A 16,745-nucleotide genomic window follows, 5' to 3' on the forward strand; every position below is an offset into this window, starting at 1 on the left:
GATCACACTGCTCGCTCGAGCGGGGGGCCGACGATGAGCGCCGCCGAGATCGCCGCCGGGCTGCTGATCCTGATCAGCGCCTTCCTCTCGATGGCCGCCGGCATCGGCATCGTACGGTTCCCCGACGTGCTCACCCGACTGCATGCCGCGACGAAGCCGCAGGTGCTCGGGCTCGCCACCGTGCTGCTCGCGATCGTGCTGCAGGTGCCGACGTGGGGCGTGCTGTCGACGGCGGTGCTCGTGCTGACGTTCCAGCTGCTCACCCAGCCGATGACGGCGCACATGATCGGCCGCGCCGCGTACCGCAGCGACCACGTGCGGTTCGACCTGCTCATCGAGGACGACCTCGGCGACGACATCGCCCAGCACGAGCAACCGCGCGCGTAGCCCACGCCGAGTCACCCCGAACGGTCGCGCTGTCCGGCTCGGGGCGACTCTTTCGGGTGACTCGGCAGCGGTTGGGGCCGTGTCGACGCGGTCAGCCGCGGCCCGTGAACACCGGCTTGCGCTTCTGCTGGAACGCGGCGAAGCCCTCGCGATAGTCATCGGTGTCGCAGAGCGCAGCCTGCGCGCGGTTCTCGTCAGCCATCGACGCCCAGAGCCCGAGGCGGTCGTCGCGCAGGGCGGCGACGAGGCGCTTCGATGCGACGAACGCCTGGGTCGCGCCGTTGGCCGCGGCGCGGGCCGCGGTGCGGGTGGCCTCGGTGACCTCGTCGGCGGGGAAGGCCTGTGAGAAGAGTCCGGCGGCCACGGCCTCGGCGCCCGACATCAGCCGGCCGGTGACGATGAGGTCCATGGTGCGGTGCGCGCCGAGGCGCTCGACGAACAGCGCGTGCCCGCCCGAGTCGAGCGTCGCGCCGAGGTTCGCGAACGGCGAGCCGATCTTGGCCGTGTCGGCGACGTACACGATGTCGCTCGCGATGAGCAGCCCGAGGCCGACGCCGAGGCACGCGCCGTGCGCGACCGCGAACGTCGGCGCCGGGAACTCCGACATTCGGCGCAGCAGCGGCTCGACGATGCCGCCGAGGTAGCCGAGCACGTCGTCGTCACGCGGGTCGACGCCCGAGATGTCGCGGCCCGCGCAGAATGCGCGCCCCTCGCCGCGCAGCACGAGCGCACGTATTTCGCCGGCCCGGGTCATCCGTTCGGCCTCGACATACGCGTCGCTCAACTCGGCGAGCGCCGCGGGGTCGAGCGCGTTGAGCTTCTCGGGCGCATTCAGCACGACCTCGGCGACGCCGTCGTGCACTGTCAGCTCGATCATGCTTGCTCCTCTTTGTTTTCCGTTCCGGGGGTGCAAATCCGCAACTCGGATGCCCCTTCTGGGGCAATTCTTGCGGGAATGCACCCCCGGAACGATGGATGGAACGGATGGGGCGGGCGGGGGCGGGTGGGCTACACGTCGTAGTCGACCACGACGCGGTCGGACTTGGGGTGCGACTGGCACGTGAGCACGTATCCGCGCTCGAGCTCGTCGGGCTCGAGCGCGTAGTTCTCGGTCATCGCCACGCTGCCCTCGATGACCCGCGCCCGGCAGGTGCCGCAGACGCCGCCGGCGCACGCGAAGGGCACGTCGGGACGGATGCGCAGCGCCGCGTTCAGGATCGACTCGTTCGCCGACAGCGGGCTCTCGACCGTCGACGACTGCCCGTCGAGTGTGAACTCGATCGCCACCGTCGGCTCGCCCCGCTCGACCACGACGGGCCGCCCATGGCGCGGCTCGACGCGGTCGGCGTCGGTCGTGAACAGCTCGTAGCGCACGTGCGCGGGGTCGACGCCCTTCGCCGCGAGCGTGTCGCGGCTGAGCTGCACGAGCTCGAACGGTCCGCAGAGGAACCACTCGTCGACCGTCTCGGGCCGGATGAGCAGGTCGAGCATCGTCTCGAGCTTCGGCGCGTCGATGCGCCCCGACAGCAGCGGCGCCGTGCGCTGCTCGCGCGAGAGCACGTGGTGCACGGCGAGCCGCGACGGGTAGCGGTCCTTCAGGTCGGCGAGCTCCTCGAGGAACATCACGTCGAGCGTCGACCGGTTCGTGTAGACGAGCTCGAATTCGGATGTCGCGGACCGCGCCAGCACCGTGTGCGCCAACGCCATGAGCGGGGTGATGCCCGAGCCCGCGGCGATGCCGACGATGTGCTTGCCGTCGAGCGCGTCGAGTGTCGACGTGAACGTGCCCTGCGGGCTCATCACATCGAGCGTGTCGCCGGCCTTCAGCTCGGTGTTCGCCCACGTCGAGAACACGCCGCCCAGGTCGCGCTTGATCGCGACCGAGAGGCTGCCACGCTCGGGCGGCCGGCAGATCGAGTAGCTGCGGCGACGCTCGTGGCCCTCGAGTTCGGTGCGCAGCGCGACGTACTGGCCGGGCAGGTAGGTGTAGTCGTCGGCGAGGGCGTCGGGCACCGCGAAGGTCACCTCGACGGCGTCGGCGGTGAGCGGCCGCACCTCTGAGACCTCGAGCGGGTGGAAGCGGGCGCGGTGCCGCTTGGCGACGTGTTCGCCGCCGACGGTCGAGGCGAGGAACGCCTCGGCGACCGAGGCATCCGTGGGTTGGGGAGCCGCCGGTCGAGTAGCCGACGAAGGAGGCGTATCGAGACCCGACCCGAGGTCTCGATACGGCGCTGGCGCGCCTACTCGACCGGCGGAGGACGAGCCGAGGTTCTTGGCCGCCATCAGAGCACCTTGAAGTAGTCGAACGGCTCGAGGCAGTCGCGGCATTCGTAGAGCGCCTTGCACGACGTCGATCCGAAGCGGGCGAGTTCGCGCGTGTTGAGCGAGTCGCAGCGAGGGCACTTCACCGCGAGTTGCAGCCGGATCGGCCCCGAGCCGCGCACGGCCGCATTGCCCGAGGGCGCCTGGATGCCGTACCTGCGCAGCTTCTGCTTGCCCTCGTCGCTCATCCAGTCGGTGGTCCACGCCGGGGCGAGCACGAGATCGACGCGCACGTCGTCGTAACCCGCGTGCGTGAGCGCGAGCACCACGTCGTCGCGCATCGCGTCCATCGCGGGACATCCGCTGTACGTGGGCGTCAGCTGCACGCGCACGGCGCCGTCGTCGGCGATCTCGACCGAGCGCAGCACGCCGAGGTCTTCGATCGTCAGCACCGGGATCTCGGGATCGGTCACGGTCGCGGCGACGTCCCACGCGCGCGCGGCCGCCGGGTCGCTCGGCAGCGGCCGGGCGACGTGCTCCGCCGGTCGAGTAGCGACCGACGAAGGAGGACGCGTATCGAGGCCACCTGCGAGGGTCTCGATACGCTCACTGGCGCTCGCGAGATCTCGATACGGCGCTGGCGCGCCTACTCGATCCACCGCTCGACCGGCCACCGCGGTCACCATGATGCCCCCGGGTGCTGGCGGGCGAGCACCTGCATCTCGGCGAGCAGCGGTCCGAGGTGCTCGGTGTGGCGACCGAATCGGCCGCCACCCGACGCGGTGAACGCGGTGCGACCGGTGGGCAGCTCGAGCTCGGCCTCGGCGAGCACCGCGTCGATCGCGGCGTCGAACGCGCCACGCAGGCTCGACGGCAGCACCGCGACGCCGTCGTTCGCGAGCCGCTCGACGAGCTCGTCGTCGACGAACAGCTCGTCGACGTACGGCCAGGTGTCGGCGACCGCCGTGATCATGCGGCGTCTCGACTCGTCGGTGCCGCCCGCGAGGCGCAGCACCCATTGGATGGCGTGGTCGCGGTGGTAGTCGACCTCTTTCACCGACTTCGCGGCGATGGCGGCGAGTGTCGGGTCGGTCGACGCGCTGAGGTCGCCGTAGAGCTCGTACAGGTAGGCAGCGACGAAGAACTGGCGGGCGATGGTGTGCGCGAAGTCGCCGTTGGGCTGCTCGAAGAGCCAGGCGTTGCGCCACTCGGGCTCATCGCGCCAGTAGGCGAGGTCGTCTTCGCTGCGGCCCGTCGCGGTTCCGGCGTAGTGCAGCAGCGAGCGGGCGTGCCCGATGAGGTCGAGGGCGATGTTGCCGAGCGCGACATCCTCTTCGAGTTCGGGGGCCCTGGCGATCCACATGCCGAGCTGCTGCGCGAGCACGAGCGAGTCGTCGCCGAGCCGAAGGGCGTACTCCGCGACATCCGTCGATGCGACCGCACCCGCGCCGCCGGCGCCCACGCCCGCGAGCTCGTCGGCGAGCGCGAGCTGGTCGACGGTGACATCGCCGTGGGCGTCGCCGTGCGGATCGAGGTCGGCGCTCACAGGTGCTTCACCCCCTCGCTCTTCGTGTAGTACACCGCGTGGCGGTAGTTCTTGCCCGCGGGGCTCTCGAAGAACGCGCCCTTGGCATCGGGGTCGCTCGTGGTGATCGCGTCGGCGGGCACCACCCAGATCGACACGCCCTCGTTGCGCCGCGTGTACAGGTCGCGGGCGTTGCGCACCGCCATGTCGGAGTCGGGTGCGTGCAGCGACCCGACGTGCACGTGGCTGAGGCCGCGGTTGGCACGCACGAAGACCTCCCACAGGGGCCAGGACTCGGTGCCCATCTCGCCGGGGGTCGACATCACGCCACCGCCCCGGATGCCGCGAACTCGCGTTCGGACTGCTTGCGGGCGTATTCGGCGGCGGCCTCGCGCACCCAGGCGCCCTCTTCGTGGGCGTCGCGCCGACGGCGGATGCGCTCGGCGTTCGCGGGACCCCGCCCGGCGAGCACCTCGTTGAACTCGGTCCAGTCGATCTCGCTCATGTCGTACTGCTTGGTCTGCTCGTCGTACCGAAGATTCGGGTCGGGCAGGGTCACGCCGAGCACCTCGGCCTGCGGCACGAGCATGCCGACGAAGCGCTGGCGCAGCTCGTCGTTCGAGAATCGCTTGATGTTCCACGCCATCGACTGCGCCGAGTTCGGCGACTCGTCGTCGGGCGGCCCGAACATCATGAGCGAGGGCCAGTACCAGCGATTCACGGCGTCTTGCGCCATCTCGCGCTGCGCCTCGCTGCCCTGCATGAGCTCGAGCAGGATCTCGAAGCCCTGACGCTGGTGGAACGACTCCTCTTTGCAGATGCGCACCATCGCGCGGCCGTAGGGCCCGTACGACGCGCGGCAGAGCGGCACCTGGTTGCAGATCGCGGCGCCGTCGACGAGCCAGCCGATGGCACCCATGTCGGCCCAGGTGGGCGTCGTGTAGTTGAAGATCGACGAGTAGCGCGCGCGACCGGTGATCAGCTGGTCCATCATCTCTTCACGCGAGATGCCGAGGGTCTGCGCCGCCGAGTAGAGGTAGAGCCCGTGGCCGGCCTCGTCTTGCACCTTCGCCATGAGGATGGCCTTGCGCTTGAGGCTCGGCGCCCGGGTGATCCAGTTCGACTCGGGCTGCATGCCGATGATCTCGGAGTGCGCGTGCTGGCTGATCTGCCGGATCAGCGTCTTGCGGTAGGCATCGGGCATCCAGTCGCGGGGCTCGATGCGCGAGTCCTTCGCGATGAGGTCGTCGAAGAGCGCCTGCGCTCGTTCGTTCTCGACCGCGCTGAGGTCTGCGGGAGAGGTCATCGTCGACTCCTGTGTGTTCGCGGCCTGCGGGCGCACTGCAATCTGCAGCGCGATCCAACATTACTAACCGATCGTTCAGTTAGTATATAGTCATCCTGAGCGTCGCAGCAACGGCGCGCGAACTCGATGAGGAGCTCCAGATGACGGATGCCGCGACCGATGCCGCGACACGAGCCGCGACCGACGACGCCTCGACCGACGCGGCGCAGCGCGTGAACCGCGCCATGATGGATCGCGACCTGGCCTCGGCCGCACTCGGCATGGTCGTCGAGCGCGACGACCCGGGCCACGCGGTCGTCTCGATGCTCGTGCGCGACGACATGACGAACGGCTTCCACATCACGCACGGCGGCCTCGTGTTCACGCTGGCCGACACCGCGTTCGCGATCGCGTGCAACGAAGACAACAACGTCACCGTCGCCGCCGGCGCCGACATCACGTTCCTGAAGTCCACCGTGGCCGGGCAGACCCTCACCGCGACGGCGGTGCGACGCGCGAAGAGCGGCCGCACGGGCCTCTACGACGTCACGGTCGTCGACGACCACGGCGACACGGTCGCCGAGTTCCGCGGCCGGTCGATCTCCACCAACCGCACCTTCTGACACCCCCGCCGGTCGAGGAGCGAGCGCAGCGAGCGTATCGAGACCCGACGGGCCCACCCGACCTCGAGGAGCACACCGTGTCGACGACGACCACCTCCCGTGCCAGCGTCTCCGGCCTCACGCCGCCCACCCCCGAAGAGCTCGACCCCGAAGAGCGGATGTCGCGCGCCGAGCTCGAGGCGCTGCAGCTCGAGCGCCTCCAGCACACCGTGCGGCACGCCTACGAGAACGTGCCGCTGTACACGACCAAGTTCGACGACGCGGGAGTGCACCCGAGCGACATCCGTTCGCTCGACGACATCGCGAAGCTGCCGTTCACGACGAAAGAAGACCTGCGGCAGACCTACCCCTTCGGCATGTTCGCCGTGCCGATGCAGCGGGTCGCGCGCATCCACGCCTCGTCGGGCACGACCGGGCGGCCGACCGTGGTCGGCTACACGAAGGGCGACCTCGACCACTGGGCGACGCTGATCGCCCGGTCGCTGCGGGCGAGCGGCATCCGGCCCGGCATGAAGGTGCACAACGCCTACGGCTACGGCCTGTTCACCGGCGGCCTCGGCGCGCACGGCGGCATCGAGAAGCTCGGCGCGACCGTCATCCCGATGTCAGGCGGGCAGACCGCACGCCAGGTGCAGCTGATCCGCGACTTCGAGCCCGACGCCATCCTCTGCACGCCCAGTTACCTGCTCACGATCGCCGACGCGATGGTGGATGCCGGCATCGACCCCCGCTCGACGAGCCTCAAGGTCGGCGTGCTCGGCGCCGAACCGTGGACGAATGAGATGCGCCACGAGCTCGAGCACCGCCTCGGCATCGACGCGCTCGACATCTACGGGCTCAGCGAGGTCATGGGGCCCGGCGTCGGCAACGAATGCATCGAGACGAAGGACGGCCCGCACATCTGGGAGGACCACTTCCTGCCCGAGATCGTCGACGGCGACACGCTCGAGCGCGTGCCCGACGGCACCATGGGCGAGCTGGTGTTCACGTCGCTCACGAAAGAGGCGTTCCCAGTGATCCGGTACCGCACCCGCGACCTCACCCGGCTGCTGCCCGGCACAGCCCGCCCCGCCATGCGCCGCATCGAGAAGATCACCGGCCGCAACGACGACATGATCATCCTGCGCGGCGTCAACCTCTTCCCGACGCAGATCGAAGAGCTCGTGCTGGGCATCGAGCAGCTCACGCCGCACTTCATCCTCGAGCTGACCCGCACGGGCACGATGGACGAGATGACCGTACGCATCGAACGTCACCCCGACCTGTCGGTCGCGACGTGCGAGGCCGCGACGGTCGTGCTCGCCGAGCGCATCAAGCAGTTCATCGGGTCATCCGTCGCCGTGAAGCTCGAGGAGCCGGGCACGCTCCCGCGCAGCGAGGGCAAGTACAAGCGGGTCTACGACCTGCGGAATCAGTGATCCGATCCCGCGGCCCCCAGGTGCGAGACTGAGCCCGATGCCTGACAACGGAACGATGCGAAGAGGCCGTCCCGGCTATGACCAGCAGGGGATCCTCGACGTGGCCGTCGCCGCGTTCAACCAGTACGGCTATGACGCGACGTCGATGGGCGTGCTCGCCGACCGGCTCGGACTCTCGAAGTCGGCGATCTACCACCACTTCGCCTCGAAGGACGAGATCCTCGAGCGCGCGCTCGACGAGGCGCTGGGAGCCCTCGAGGGCGTGCTCGAGCAGACCGGTGCCGTGCGCGGCCGTGCGGCCGACCGGCTCGACCTCGTGCTCCGCGGCGCCGTGCACGTGCTCGTCGACAAGCTCGCGTACGTGACCCTGCTGCTGCGCGTGCGCGGCAACACCGAGGTCGAGCGCCGCGCCGTCGCCCGACGTCGGGCCTTCGACAAGGAGGTCACGTCGCTCGTCTCCGAGGCCCAGGCCGAGGGGTCGCTGCGCAGCGACATCGATGCGAGCGTCGTGTCGCGCCTCACCTTCGGCATGATCAACTCGATCGTCGAGTGGTATCGCCCCGGCGGCAAGGAAGACGCCGATCGGCTGGCCGACGACGTCATCGCGGTCGCCCTCGACGGGCTGCGCATGCCGACGTCGAACCGGGTGCAGCAGCTGCTCGGCTGACGCCGTGCGCGCCACCTAGACCGGGCGAGACCCTTCACCGGTCGAGTTGCAGCCGCGCCCATGCCACCCCGCAGAGCGCGCCGAACACCAGCGGAACCGACGGCACGGTGAGCAGTGCCGCGGCCGGCACCGAGTCGGGCGCGATCGCCCAGAGTGCCGGCGCGACGATCGGCACCCACGCGCCGACGTCGGCGATGGCCAGCACCTGCGCGACCACGATGATGCCGATCGTCGTGGCGACACCGGGAAGCAGGCCACGCCCGAGGGTCGCCGCCCACGCGGCGGGCACGGCGATCAGCGCCGTGAGCACCACGAGCACCGGCAGGCGGGCGAGTTCGCGCAACCCCGCCGCATCGGTCGCGCCGTACCCCAGCACGAGCCCCACTCCGCCGACGACGACCGTGAGCAGCGCGGCGACAGCGATGGCCCAGATCACGTAGACGATCAGCTTGCCGAGGGCGATCGCCGCACGCGGCACCGGCAGCGCGAACAGCGCGGCGACGGTGCCGTCGGCGAACTCGCGGCCGAACATCCAGCTGAGGGCGATGCCGAACGCACCGAGCCCGCCGGCGGCGGTGACCTGCACCACGATGCCGACGAGGCCGGCCCAGCCGCCGACGCCCGCGAGCGGCCCGAGCTTGGCGATCACCTGGGCCTCACCGGATGCCACGGCGGCGAGAATCCCCAGCGCCAGGGCGCCGACGCCGACGACGAGCAGCACGGTGGTCCACAGCATCACGTGCGACGACCACGCCTTGCGCGCTTCGACGGCGATGGCGGCGCGCAGCAGGCCGTGCGGCGCCGCGGCGCTGCTCGTCGGAGTGGCGGCGGTCACGCTGACCTCCGCGCCTCGTCGTCAGTGAGCACGAGGTCGAAGAAGGCGCGTTCGAGATCGAGACCGCCGGGGTCGAGCGAGCCGATCGCACGGCCGTCGTTGATCACCGTGATGCGGTCGGCCACGCGTGCGACCTCGTCGAGGTGGTGGCTCGAGACGAGGATGCCGGCACCGGCTGCCGCGCGGCGAAGCAGCGATTCGCGCAGCAGGATCACCCCGGCCGGATCGAGGGCGTTCGTCGGCTCGTCGAGCACGATCACCGACGGCCCATGCTGCAGGGCGGCCGCGAGGCCGACACGCTGGCGGTTGCCGAGTGAGAGCCGACTCGTGCGCACCGGCGCATAGCGCCCGAGGTCGAACTCCTCGATCGCATGGTCGACGATGCCCGCGACTCGGCCCGGTTCGATTCCGTGCAGCCGCGCGGCGATCTCGAGGTTGCCGCGGGCGGTGAGTTCTGCATAGGCGAGCGGTTGCTCGACGACCTGCCCGACCCGGGCCCACGTCGCGGCATCCGCATCTCGCAGCCCGACCCCGTTGACGCGCCCCTCGCCCTCATCGGCACGGAGCATGCCGAGCAGCACGCGCATGAGGGTCGTCTTGCCGGCGCCGTTCAGGCCGACGATCGCGTGGATCTCGCCAGCTGAAACGGTGAGATCGACGCCGCGAAGGCCGGCTCCGCCGCGGAATCGGCGGACGAGCCCGTGACCCTCGAGCCGCGGCGGAGTGCATTCGTGCGAGGTCACGCGCCCACCTCGATCACATCGAGCGCCTGCTCGATCGCGTCGGCGAGTGTCAGGTGCTCGCCGTCGGCCCACGTGAAGAGCCCCGCCACGAGGGCCGCGAGCACGGATGCCGCTGCGACACGCGCGACCTCGAGCGTTGCTCCGTCAGCGACGAGCTGCTCGATGATCGCCTGCTCGGTGTTGCCCGTCGATCGCCACACGGCACCACGCAGCGCGGGCGTGCGCGCGGCCACGCGCACTCGGCGCCGGATCACCGGCGTAGCGGGTTCGGGCAGCGCCCGCCAGGCCGCGCGAATGCCACGGGCGGCCCTCGTGAACGGCGCCAGCTCGCGTGGCTGTTGCGCGATCGCCGCAGTCAGCACCGGGTCATACGGGTCGTCGAGGAGAAGGTGCTCCTTGGCGGCGAAGTATCGGAAGAACGTCATCTCGGTGACGCCGGCGGCGCGTGCGATCTCGGCCACGGTGGTCGCCTCGTAGCCCTGGCGCTCGAACAGGTCGAGGCCGGCCTCGAGGAGCGCGGCCTGAGTGCGCTCGCGCTTCGTCGGCATGACGGAGACTGCAGCGGCATTGTTCCTCACCCGAGAATGTTAGCCTCTAACATTCTTTACCGCAATGCAGGCTTCGCACCCCGGATCGAGAGCGCAGCGCGCCGCCCGGCACGGCGCGGCACCGGCTCGGCCCGCCGCTCGAGCGCGACGCGACGACGCTCGAGTTGCTGCGCCAGGCGTGCGTCCTGCGCCGCCTGCAGGTGCGGGAAGCTGAATTCTGAGATCATCATGGCTGCTCCGGTTCGTCTCTCTGACAGAGAGACTCCTCGCTAAGGCAGCCCCACGGCATCGGGCAGATGCCGTATTCCCGCGATACCGCTGGACTCAGCCCTCGGATGCCGCCACCGGCACGGCCGACTGCGCGACCTTCGCCGCCGTGATGCGACCACGCAGCGCCAGCATCAGCAGTACGAACCCGGCGGTGATGACGATGTGTCCGAGGCCCGCGATACCGGCGATCATGCCGCCCGCCTGCTCGCCGAGCACGGTCAGCGAGCCGTGCCAGACCATCATCGCCGAGGTCAGCACCACCCCCGCGTTGTAGACCCAGAAGAACCACCCGAAGAGCGGGCTCGCAGACAGCGTGAAGACCTTCTCGAGCGCGAGCACGATGAGCAGCACGAGGAACCCGAGCGTCAGCAGGTGCGTGTGCGCGACCGCGAGCTGCGTGAACTCCCCCGCCGGAAAGTCGTTCGCCTTCGTGAACTCGCGGTAGAAGAGTCCGGCACCGAGCCCGAGCACGAGGTACGCCGACGCGGCGGCGAAGAGTCGATTCATGACATGATCCTTTCGTCGCGTCGAGCCTGACGCGTGCGCGGAATCGCCGCATCAATCGAACGTTCGAGATGGGAATGAGCGGATGTCCCAAGCTGCTGCACTTCGTATGAAGAAGCGCATCGGGTTCCTCTCATTCGGCCACTGGCATCCGTCGCCCGAGTCGGCGACGAACACGGGCGGCGACGCCCTCGTGCAGTCGATCGAACTGGCGGTCGCGGCAGAAGAGCTCGGCATCGACGGCGCGTTCTACCGCGTGCACCACTTCGCCCGGCAGCTCGCGTCGCCGTTCCCGCTGCTCGCCGCAATCGGGGCGCGCACGAGCCGCATCGAGATCGGCACGGGCGTCATCGACATGCGGTACGAGAACCCGCTCTACATGGCCGAAGAGGCCGCGGCGGCCGACCTCATCAGCGCCCACTCGGGCGGCGAGGGCCGGCTGCAGCTCGGCGTGAGCCGCGGGTCACCCGAGCCCGCGCTCAACGGTGCGCACACCTTCGGCTTCGTGCCACCCGAGGGGCAGACCGACGCCGACCTCGCACGCGCCAAGACCGAGCTGTTCCGTGCCGCCATTGCCGGCGCGGGCGTCGCGCCCGCCGATCCGAAGATGACGGGATCGACCGGCAACCTGCCGATCCAGCCGCAGTCGCCCGGGCTCGCCGACCGCATCTGGTGGGGCAGCGGCACTCGCGCGACCGCGCAGTGGACGGCCCAACAGGGCATGAACCTGATGAGCTCGACGCTGCTCACCGAAGACACGGGCGTGCCGTTCGACGAGCTGCAGGCCGAGCAGATCCAGCTCTACCGTGACGCGTGGGCCGAAGCCGGTTGGGAGCGCACGCCCCGCATCTCGGTGTCGCGCAGCGTCATCCCGCTCGTCAACGACCGCGACCGCGAGATCTTCGGCCCGCGCATGGTGGGCGACACGAAAGACCAGGTCGGATTCCTCGACGGCGGGCTCGCGCGATTCGGCAAGAGCTACATCGGCGAGCCCGATGCGATCGCGGCCGAGCTCGCGCACGATGCCGCGGTCGCGGCATCCGACACCCTGATCGTGACCGTGCCGAACCAGCTCGGCGTCGAGTACAACACGCACCTGCTCGCCTCGATCGCCGAGCACGTCGGGCCTGCCATCGGGTGGGAGCCCGCGTCGTCGGTCGAGTAGCGACCTTCGGAGGCGCACACGGCATCGTCGGTCGAGTAGGCGCGCCAGCGCCGTATCGAGACCCCGCCCATCCAGCCGTCTGTCGGTCGTGTGGGCCAGAGTGAGGGCATGACTTCCGCCGCGCCAACCGCCGACACCCGCGCCGACGCCCTCGCCGCGCTGCGCGACCTCGTGGGGCGCGACGACGTCGAGTTCCACGACGGTCAGTACGAGGCGATCACCGCGCTCGTCGACGGCAGGCGGCGCGCGCTCGTGGTGCAGCGAACGGGGTGGGGCAAGTCGGCGGTGTACTTCGTGGCCACGCTGCTGCTGCGTCGGCACGGTGCGGGGCCGACCGTGCTCGTGTCGCCGCTGCTCGCGCTCATGCGCGACCAGATCGCGGCCGCCGAGCGTGCCGGCGTGCGAGCGGTGGCCATCAACTCGACGAACGCGCACGAGTGGACCGACGTGCTCGCGCGGCTCGACCGCGACGAGGTCGATGTGCTGCTCGTATCTCCTGAGCGGCTCAACAATCCGTCGTTCCGCGAGCAGCAGTTGCCCGCGCTGGTGCGCCGCATCGGCATGCTCGTCGTCGACGAGGCGCACTGCATCAGCGACTGGGGCCACGACTTCCGCCCCGATTACCGGCGGCTGCGCGAGCTCATCACGCGCATGCCGCAGGGGGTGCCGGTGCTCGCGACGACCGCGACGGCGAACAGCAGGGTGGTGGCCGACGTTGCCGAGCAACTCGGTGTCGAGGCATCCGATCGCGACCGCGGGGCATCTGAGCGCGCCGACGGCGGCGGCGTGGTGACGATCCGCGGGCCGCTCGCGCGTGCGTCGCTGCGGCTCGGGGTGCTGCGCCTGCCCGACTCGAAGACCCGGCTCGGCTGGCTGCTCAGCCATCTCGACGACCTGCCGGGTTCGGGCATCATCTACACGCTGACCGTGTCGGCGGCAGAGAACACCGCCCGGCTGCTGCGCGAAGCGGGGCACGACGTGCGGGCCTACACCGGCCAGACGCCGACTGAAGAGCGCGAAGAGTCCGAGGGGCGCCTCAAGCGCAACGAGGTCAAGGCGCTCGTGGCGACGAGCGCGCTCGGCATGGGCTTCGACAAGCCCGACCTCGGCTTCGTGCTGCACCTCGGCGCCCCCTCGTCGCCGGTCGCCTATTACCAGCAGGTGGGGCGCGCAGGCCGCGCCACCGAGAACGCCGACGTGCTGCTGCTGCCCGGAACCGAAGACCCCGACATCTGGCGGTACTTCGCCACTGCGTCGATGCCCGACCGCGAGCGCGCCGAGCGCGTCATCGCCGCCCTCGAACTCGAGCGCCCGACGTCGACACCGGCGCTCGAGGCCCTCGTCGACATCCGCCGCACGCCGCTCGAGCTGCTGCTCAAGGTGCTCGACGTCGACGGAGCGGTTCGGCGAGTGCAGGGCGGCTGGGTCGCGACCGGCGAGCCGTGGCTCTACGACGCCGAGCGCTACGAACGCATCGCGGCAGAACGCGTCGCCGAACAGCAGCACATGATCGACTACGAGCGCACCGACGGGTGCCGCATGGAGTTCCTGCAGCGTTCGCTCGATGACGAGACGGCGACTCCCTGCGGGCGCTGCGACAACTGCGCGGGCGCCTGGTACCCGACGGATGTCGCGGGGTCGGCCGCCGCCACGGCCGCGGGGGCCCTCGACCGGGTCGGTGTTCCGATCGAGCCGCGCGCGCAGTGGCCGACCGGCGTCGACCGCCTCGGCGTGGGGGTCAAGGGGCGTATCCCCGCCGGCGAGCGACCCGCCGAGGGCCGCGCGCTCGCACGACTCACCGACCTCGGCTGGGGCAACGCCATGCGTGAGATCTTCGCACCCGGGGCCGCCGATGCCCCGGTGCCGCCCGCCGTGCTCGCCGCGTGCGTGCGGGTGCTCGGCGAGTGGGGGTGGGCCGAACGTCCGGTCGCAGTCGTCTCAGTGCCGTCGCGGTCGCGGCCGATGCTCGTCGAATCGCTCGCCCGCGGATTGTCCGGCGTGGGCCGGCTGCCGTACCTCGGGGCGCTCGCAACGGTCGACGGCGGGCCGAGCGGGCAGCCGGGCGGCAACAGCGCCTATCGCCTCGCCGGACTGTGGGGGCGATTCTCGGCCGATGGTCTCGATCTGCCCGACGGCCCGATCCTGCTCGTCGACGACCTCGCCGACAGCCGGTGGACCCTCACGGTTGCGGCCCGTGCGCTGCGCGCTGCGGGGGCCACCGACGTGCTGCCGTTCGTGCTCGCGCTGCGCGGCTGACGGCGGTCTCGCACCGGCGCACCGTGATCGGGCGCGACCGAGGAGGTGGGACAACGGTGCACCTTGGAGCGGCGGATTGTCTCTGCGTAATCGTCGAGCACCCTCCAGGATGTCGGCGTGCTGATCCGCCTCCGTGCGGGGTCGTTCGGATACCCAACTGACAGGTCTGTTGCGTTTGACGTGCCCCTGCGGGCAACTTCACGGGGCGAGGTATGCGGGCACCAACACTCGCACACGACAAGCGTGCGCTCGGCCGGAACTCTGGGCGGTCGCCGACCGGCTCTCGCGACGGTCGAGATGGCTCGTTAGTCCGCGATGATCTCGGGCGCCTGCCATGACGCCAGGTCCTCGAGTCGAGGCCGGTACAGGCGGATGAGTAGATTCCACCCCTCGGGAAGCGGTATGCGGTTCGGCACGTCGTCGTCATGGTCGCCGAGGTGCACTGTCGTCGACCCGTCGGCATCGGCGGTCGCGAACACGGAGTTGACGTTCGTGATGCCCGAAGGGCCGGGCTCGAAGTACCCGGCCGCGTTGTAGACACTCACCGACCAGAACGCGTCGGCCGGTACATCCCGGAACGTCATCGAATATCGGCCGATCGGCAGCTGGGGGTCGACGTTGATGTACGAGGCCTCGGCATCGGGCAGTCCGCCCCAGGCGGCCGCGGTCCCGACAAGGTGACGCACCGGATCCACGTCCTCCTTCGACCCGAAGCAGCCGGCGAAGCCGCCCATCGTCTTGGCGAGCACGAGCAGCGCGTCGCGCACCTGCTTGTGGCTCTCCTGGTCGTAGTCGGGGTGGAAGAACTCCTGCCCGCGCGGGGAGGTGAGGGTCATCCGGTCTTGGAGGGCGTGCACCTCGGCGATGTCGGTGTCGCGGTTCGGGTCGAAGAGAATTCGCGCGGCAACGATCAGGTACTGCGTTCCGAACTCGTCGGTCGTGAGCTCGTAGGAGCCAGCCTGGTGGAAGACGCGGTTGATGTAGTGGTCCTGGTTGATGACCATGACCGAGATGTAGCGGTCGCCGACATCGGGGATCGTAAGAGTCACCGGACCCAAACCGAGGTCGACGATGGCGACCGAGTAGAGCGTGTCGCGGTTCTGCCGGATCACCGGCTGCTCATCGAGGGGCGCGAGCGCTCGATCGTGGTGGAACACGCCGATACCGCCGATGATCGGCAACATCCGCTCGATCATCGTGTCGGTCTCGACCCGCTTGAAGTTGTCGACATCGACCGTCAGTGCGCTCATCCTGTGGCTTCCCATCTGCTCAACCTGTCACACTATCCCGGCAGAAAGGTCCTCGGCGGCACCGATGCTCAGCTCAACCTGAGCTTTCCATTCCGAGGGCGATTCGATGTTCATGGAGAAGCTCACATGAGAACCCGAGTGAGCGGCGGTGAAGGCGAGATCTCCCTCGAGGGAGATCCACGTCTTCGTTCCCTGCCGGCCGCGCTCGCGTTGCCGTTCAACATGCGCACGCGCGTGTACCAATCCGGTACCGACTGGTACCATTTACAACATGGCGACAAATCTCCGTCTCCGAGAAGATGCTGCTTCCGCGCTGCAGGAATACTCGGCGCGCACGGGTCTCAGCCAGCAAGAGGTCCTGCGACGCGCGCTCGACGCATTCCTCGAGCACGAGGGCAGCCCGCCGAATGCTCGTGACGAAGCACCTGCTGGTGGGCGCCGCCGCCCGGCGGGTATCCTGCCGCCGCGGCATCCGTTCACCGTGGCTGATCGCCTCCTCGAGCTCCCGCCTGGGATGACCACGTCGCAACTGCTCGATCGAGACGACCGCATCTGATGCTCGTCTACGTCGATAGCAGCGGATTGATCAAACGCGCAGTTCGCGAGGCGGAGTCCATACGGTTCATCAATTCGATGCAGGCCGCACTGGCCGCCGGCCATGAGTTCGTCTCTTCGACGCTGGCCTGGATCGAAGTGTCTCGCGCAATGCGAAATCGCCTCGACAGTGAATCCCCCGCCGAGATCGCTGCACTCACCGAGGTCGCCCTCTCAGGCGTCGGCGAGATTCCGATTACGGCACAGGTCGCATCCATCGCTCGCCGCATCGGGCCGCCGATGCTCCGCACGCTTGACGCGATCCACCTCGCCTCCGCCACCATCTTCGACGTCGACGAAGTCTGGGCATACGACCGACGGCTGATCGACGCGGCCGACGGGCTCGGGCTCGTCACGGCGTCGCCCGCGTAGCCGGGGTGTCAGGCCTCGATACGCGTCCGGTTTCGCCCGGC

The 16,745-nt window shown here is 69.7% G+C and carries 21 protein-coding genes; 8 read left to right on the plus strand and 13 right to left on the minus strand.

Annotated features, from left to right (window positions below):
• The first annotated feature begins 33 nt into the window (after window positions 1-33).
• Window positions 34-387: a monovalent cation/H(+) antiporter subunit G gene (gene mnhG / locus ABD164_RS00215; RefSeq protein ID WP_344292214.1), complete on the plus strand. Its 354-nt coding sequence runs from the start codon at window positions 34-36 to the stop codon at window positions 385-387.
• 91 nt (window positions 388-478) lie between these two features.
• Here mnhG and ABD164_RS00220 read toward each other — a convergent pair whose 3' ends face one another.
• The 6 genes from ABD164_RS00220 to paaA form a co-directional block, all read right to left on the minus strand.
• Window positions 479-1,264, minus strand: coding sequence for an enoyl-CoA hydratase/isomerase family protein (locus tag ABD164_RS00220; RefSeq protein WP_344292216.1), 786 nt, complete (start codon window positions 1,262-1,264; stop codon window positions 479-481).
• 131 nt (window positions 1,265-1,395) lie between these two features.
• A complete protein-coding gene (gene paaE / locus ABD164_RS00225) occupies window positions 1,396-2,670 on the minus strand; it encodes a 1,2-phenylacetyl-CoA epoxidase subunit PaaE (protein WP_344292218.1) in 1,275 nt (424 codons plus the stop codon).
• Window positions 2,670-3,170, minus strand: coding sequence for a 1,2-phenylacetyl-CoA epoxidase subunit PaaD (paaD, locus tag ABD164_RS00230; RefSeq protein ID WP_344293338.1), 501 nt, complete (start codon window positions 3,168-3,170; stop codon window positions 2,670-2,672). The genes paaE and paaD overlap by 1 nt, the downstream gene beginning before the upstream one ends.
• Before the next feature lie 158 nt (window positions 3,171-3,328).
• The gene (paaC, locus tag ABD164_RS00235) at window positions 3,329-4,195 is read right to left on the minus strand and encodes a 1,2-phenylacetyl-CoA epoxidase subunit PaaC (protein WP_344292220.1); all 867 of its coding nucleotides are present in this window, start codon (window positions 4,193-4,195) and stop codon (window positions 3,329-3,331) included.
• Window positions 4,192-4,497 carry a 1,2-phenylacetyl-CoA epoxidase subunit PaaB gene (gene paaB / locus ABD164_RS00240; protein ID WP_231045818.1) on the minus strand — a complete coding sequence of 102 codons (306 nt, stop codon included), beginning with the start codon at window positions 4,495-4,497 and terminating at the stop codon, window positions 4,192-4,194. The genes paaC and paaB overlap by 4 nt, the downstream gene beginning before the upstream one ends.
• A complete protein-coding gene (gene paaA / locus ABD164_RS00245; protein ID WP_344292222.1) occupies window positions 4,497-5,480 on the minus strand; it encodes a 1,2-phenylacetyl-CoA epoxidase subunit PaaA in 984 nt (327 codons plus the stop codon). The genes paaB and paaA overlap by 1 nt, the downstream gene beginning before the upstream one ends.
• Window positions 5,481-5,620: 140 nt before the next feature.
• Here paaA and paaI point away from each other — a divergent pair, with 140 nt between their 5' ends.
• The 3 genes from paaI to ABD164_RS00260 all read left to right on the plus strand — a co-directional run bounded on the left by paaI (window position 5,621) and on the right by ABD164_RS00260 (window position 8,167).
• Complete coding sequence (gene paaI, locus ABD164_RS00250) at window positions 5,621-6,082, plus strand: hydroxyphenylacetyl-CoA thioesterase PaaI (protein ID WP_425545872.1); 462 nt, start codon at window positions 5,621-5,623, stop codon at window positions 6,080-6,082.
• Window positions 6,083-6,240: 158 nt separating this feature from the next.
• Window positions 6,241-7,500 carry a phenylacetate--CoA ligase PaaK gene (paaK, locus tag ABD164_RS00255; RefSeq protein WP_344293343.1) on the plus strand — a complete coding sequence of 420 codons (1,260 nt, stop codon included), beginning with the start codon at window positions 6,241-6,243 and terminating at the stop codon, window positions 7,498-7,500.
• Between the two features lie 37 nt (window positions 7,501-7,537).
• Complete coding sequence (locus tag ABD164_RS00260) at window positions 7,538-8,167, plus strand: TetR/AcrR family transcriptional regulator (RefSeq protein ID WP_344292224.1); 630 nt, start codon at window positions 7,538-7,540, stop codon at window positions 8,165-8,167.
• Window positions 8,168-8,201: 34 nt separating this feature from the next.
• Here ABD164_RS00260 and ABD164_RS00265 read toward each other — a convergent pair whose 3' ends face one another.
• From ABD164_RS00265 to ABD164_RS00285, 5 genes are all read right to left on the minus strand, one after another.
• Window positions 8,202-9,002 carry an ABC transporter permease gene (locus tag ABD164_RS00265; RefSeq protein WP_344292226.1) on the minus strand — a complete coding sequence of 267 codons (801 nt, stop codon included), beginning with the start codon at window positions 9,000-9,002 and terminating at the stop codon, window positions 8,202-8,204.
• Window positions 8,999-9,745: an ABC transporter ATP-binding protein gene (locus ABD164_RS00270; RefSeq protein ID WP_344292228.1), complete on the minus strand. Its 747-nt coding sequence runs from the start codon at window positions 9,743-9,745 to the stop codon at window positions 8,999-9,001. The genes ABD164_RS00265 and ABD164_RS00270 overlap by 4 nt, the downstream gene beginning before the upstream one ends.
• Window positions 9,742-10,323, minus strand: coding sequence for a TetR/AcrR family transcriptional regulator (locus ABD164_RS00275; RefSeq protein ID WP_344292230.1), 582 nt, complete (start codon window positions 10,321-10,323; stop codon window positions 9,742-9,744). Before ABD164_RS00275 ends, ABD164_RS00270 begins: the two co-directional genes overlap by 4 nt.
• A gap of 26 nt (window positions 10,324-10,349) precedes the next feature.
• Window positions 10,350-10,523: a hypothetical protein gene (locus ABD164_RS00280; RefSeq protein WP_344292232.1), complete on the minus strand. Its 174-nt coding sequence runs from the start codon at window positions 10,521-10,523 to the stop codon at window positions 10,350-10,352.
• Window positions 10,524-10,617: 94 nt separating this feature from the next.
• Window positions 10,618-11,070 (minus strand): DUF2871 domain-containing protein, encoded by a 453-nt coding sequence (locus tag ABD164_RS00285; RefSeq protein WP_344292234.1) that lies wholly within the window; start codon window positions 11,068-11,070, stop codon window positions 10,618-10,620.
• 82 nt (window positions 11,071-11,152) lie between these two features.
• Here ABD164_RS00285 and ABD164_RS00290 point away from each other — a divergent pair, with 82 nt between their 5' ends.
• On the plus strand, window positions 11,153-12,232 hold the full coding sequence (locus ABD164_RS00290; RefSeq protein ID WP_344292235.1) for an LLM class flavin-dependent oxidoreductase: 1,080 nt from the start codon (window positions 11,153-11,155) through the stop codon (window positions 12,230-12,232).
• 108 nt (window positions 12,233-12,340) lie between these two features.
• A complete protein-coding gene (locus tag ABD164_RS00295; RefSeq protein WP_344292237.1) occupies window positions 12,341-14,488 on the plus strand; it encodes a RecQ family ATP-dependent DNA helicase in 2,148 nt (715 codons plus the stop codon).
• 305 nt (window positions 14,489-14,793) lie between these two features.
• Here the strand turns inward: ABD164_RS00295 and ABD164_RS00300 are convergent, their stop codons facing one another.
• Window positions 14,794-15,738 (minus strand): DUF1254 domain-containing protein, encoded by a 945-nt coding sequence (locus tag ABD164_RS00300; protein ID WP_344292239.1) that lies wholly within the window; start codon window positions 15,736-15,738, stop codon window positions 14,794-14,796.
• Between the two features lie 27 nt (window positions 15,739-15,765).
• The gene (locus ABD164_RS17990; protein WP_425545873.1) at window positions 15,766-16,002 is read right to left on the minus strand and encodes a DUF6228 family protein; all 237 of its coding nucleotides are present in this window, start codon (window positions 16,000-16,002) and stop codon (window positions 15,766-15,768) included.
• A 7-nt stretch (window positions 16,003-16,009) separates the two neighbouring features.
• On the opposite strand from ABD164_RS17990, the gene ABD164_RS00305 reads away from it, so the two are divergent.
• Window positions 16,010-16,294: a ribbon-helix-helix domain-containing protein gene (locus tag ABD164_RS00305; protein WP_344292241.1), complete on the plus strand. Its 285-nt coding sequence runs from the start codon at window positions 16,010-16,012 to the stop codon at window positions 16,292-16,294.
• Window positions 16,294-16,704 carry a type II toxin-antitoxin system VapC family toxin gene (locus ABD164_RS00310; RefSeq protein ID WP_344292242.1) on the plus strand — a complete coding sequence of 137 codons (411 nt, stop codon included), beginning with the start codon at window positions 16,294-16,296 and terminating at the stop codon, window positions 16,702-16,704. The genes ABD164_RS00305 and ABD164_RS00310 overlap by 1 nt, the downstream gene beginning before the upstream one ends.
• The last annotated feature ends 41 nt before the right edge of the window (window positions 16,705-16,745 follow it).

Source organism: Agromyces neolithicus (genome assembly GCF_039529735.1).
In the GTDB taxonomy this organism is placed as follows: domain Bacteria; phylum Actinomycetota; class Actinomycetes; order Actinomycetales; family Microbacteriaceae; genus Agromyces; species Agromyces neolithicus.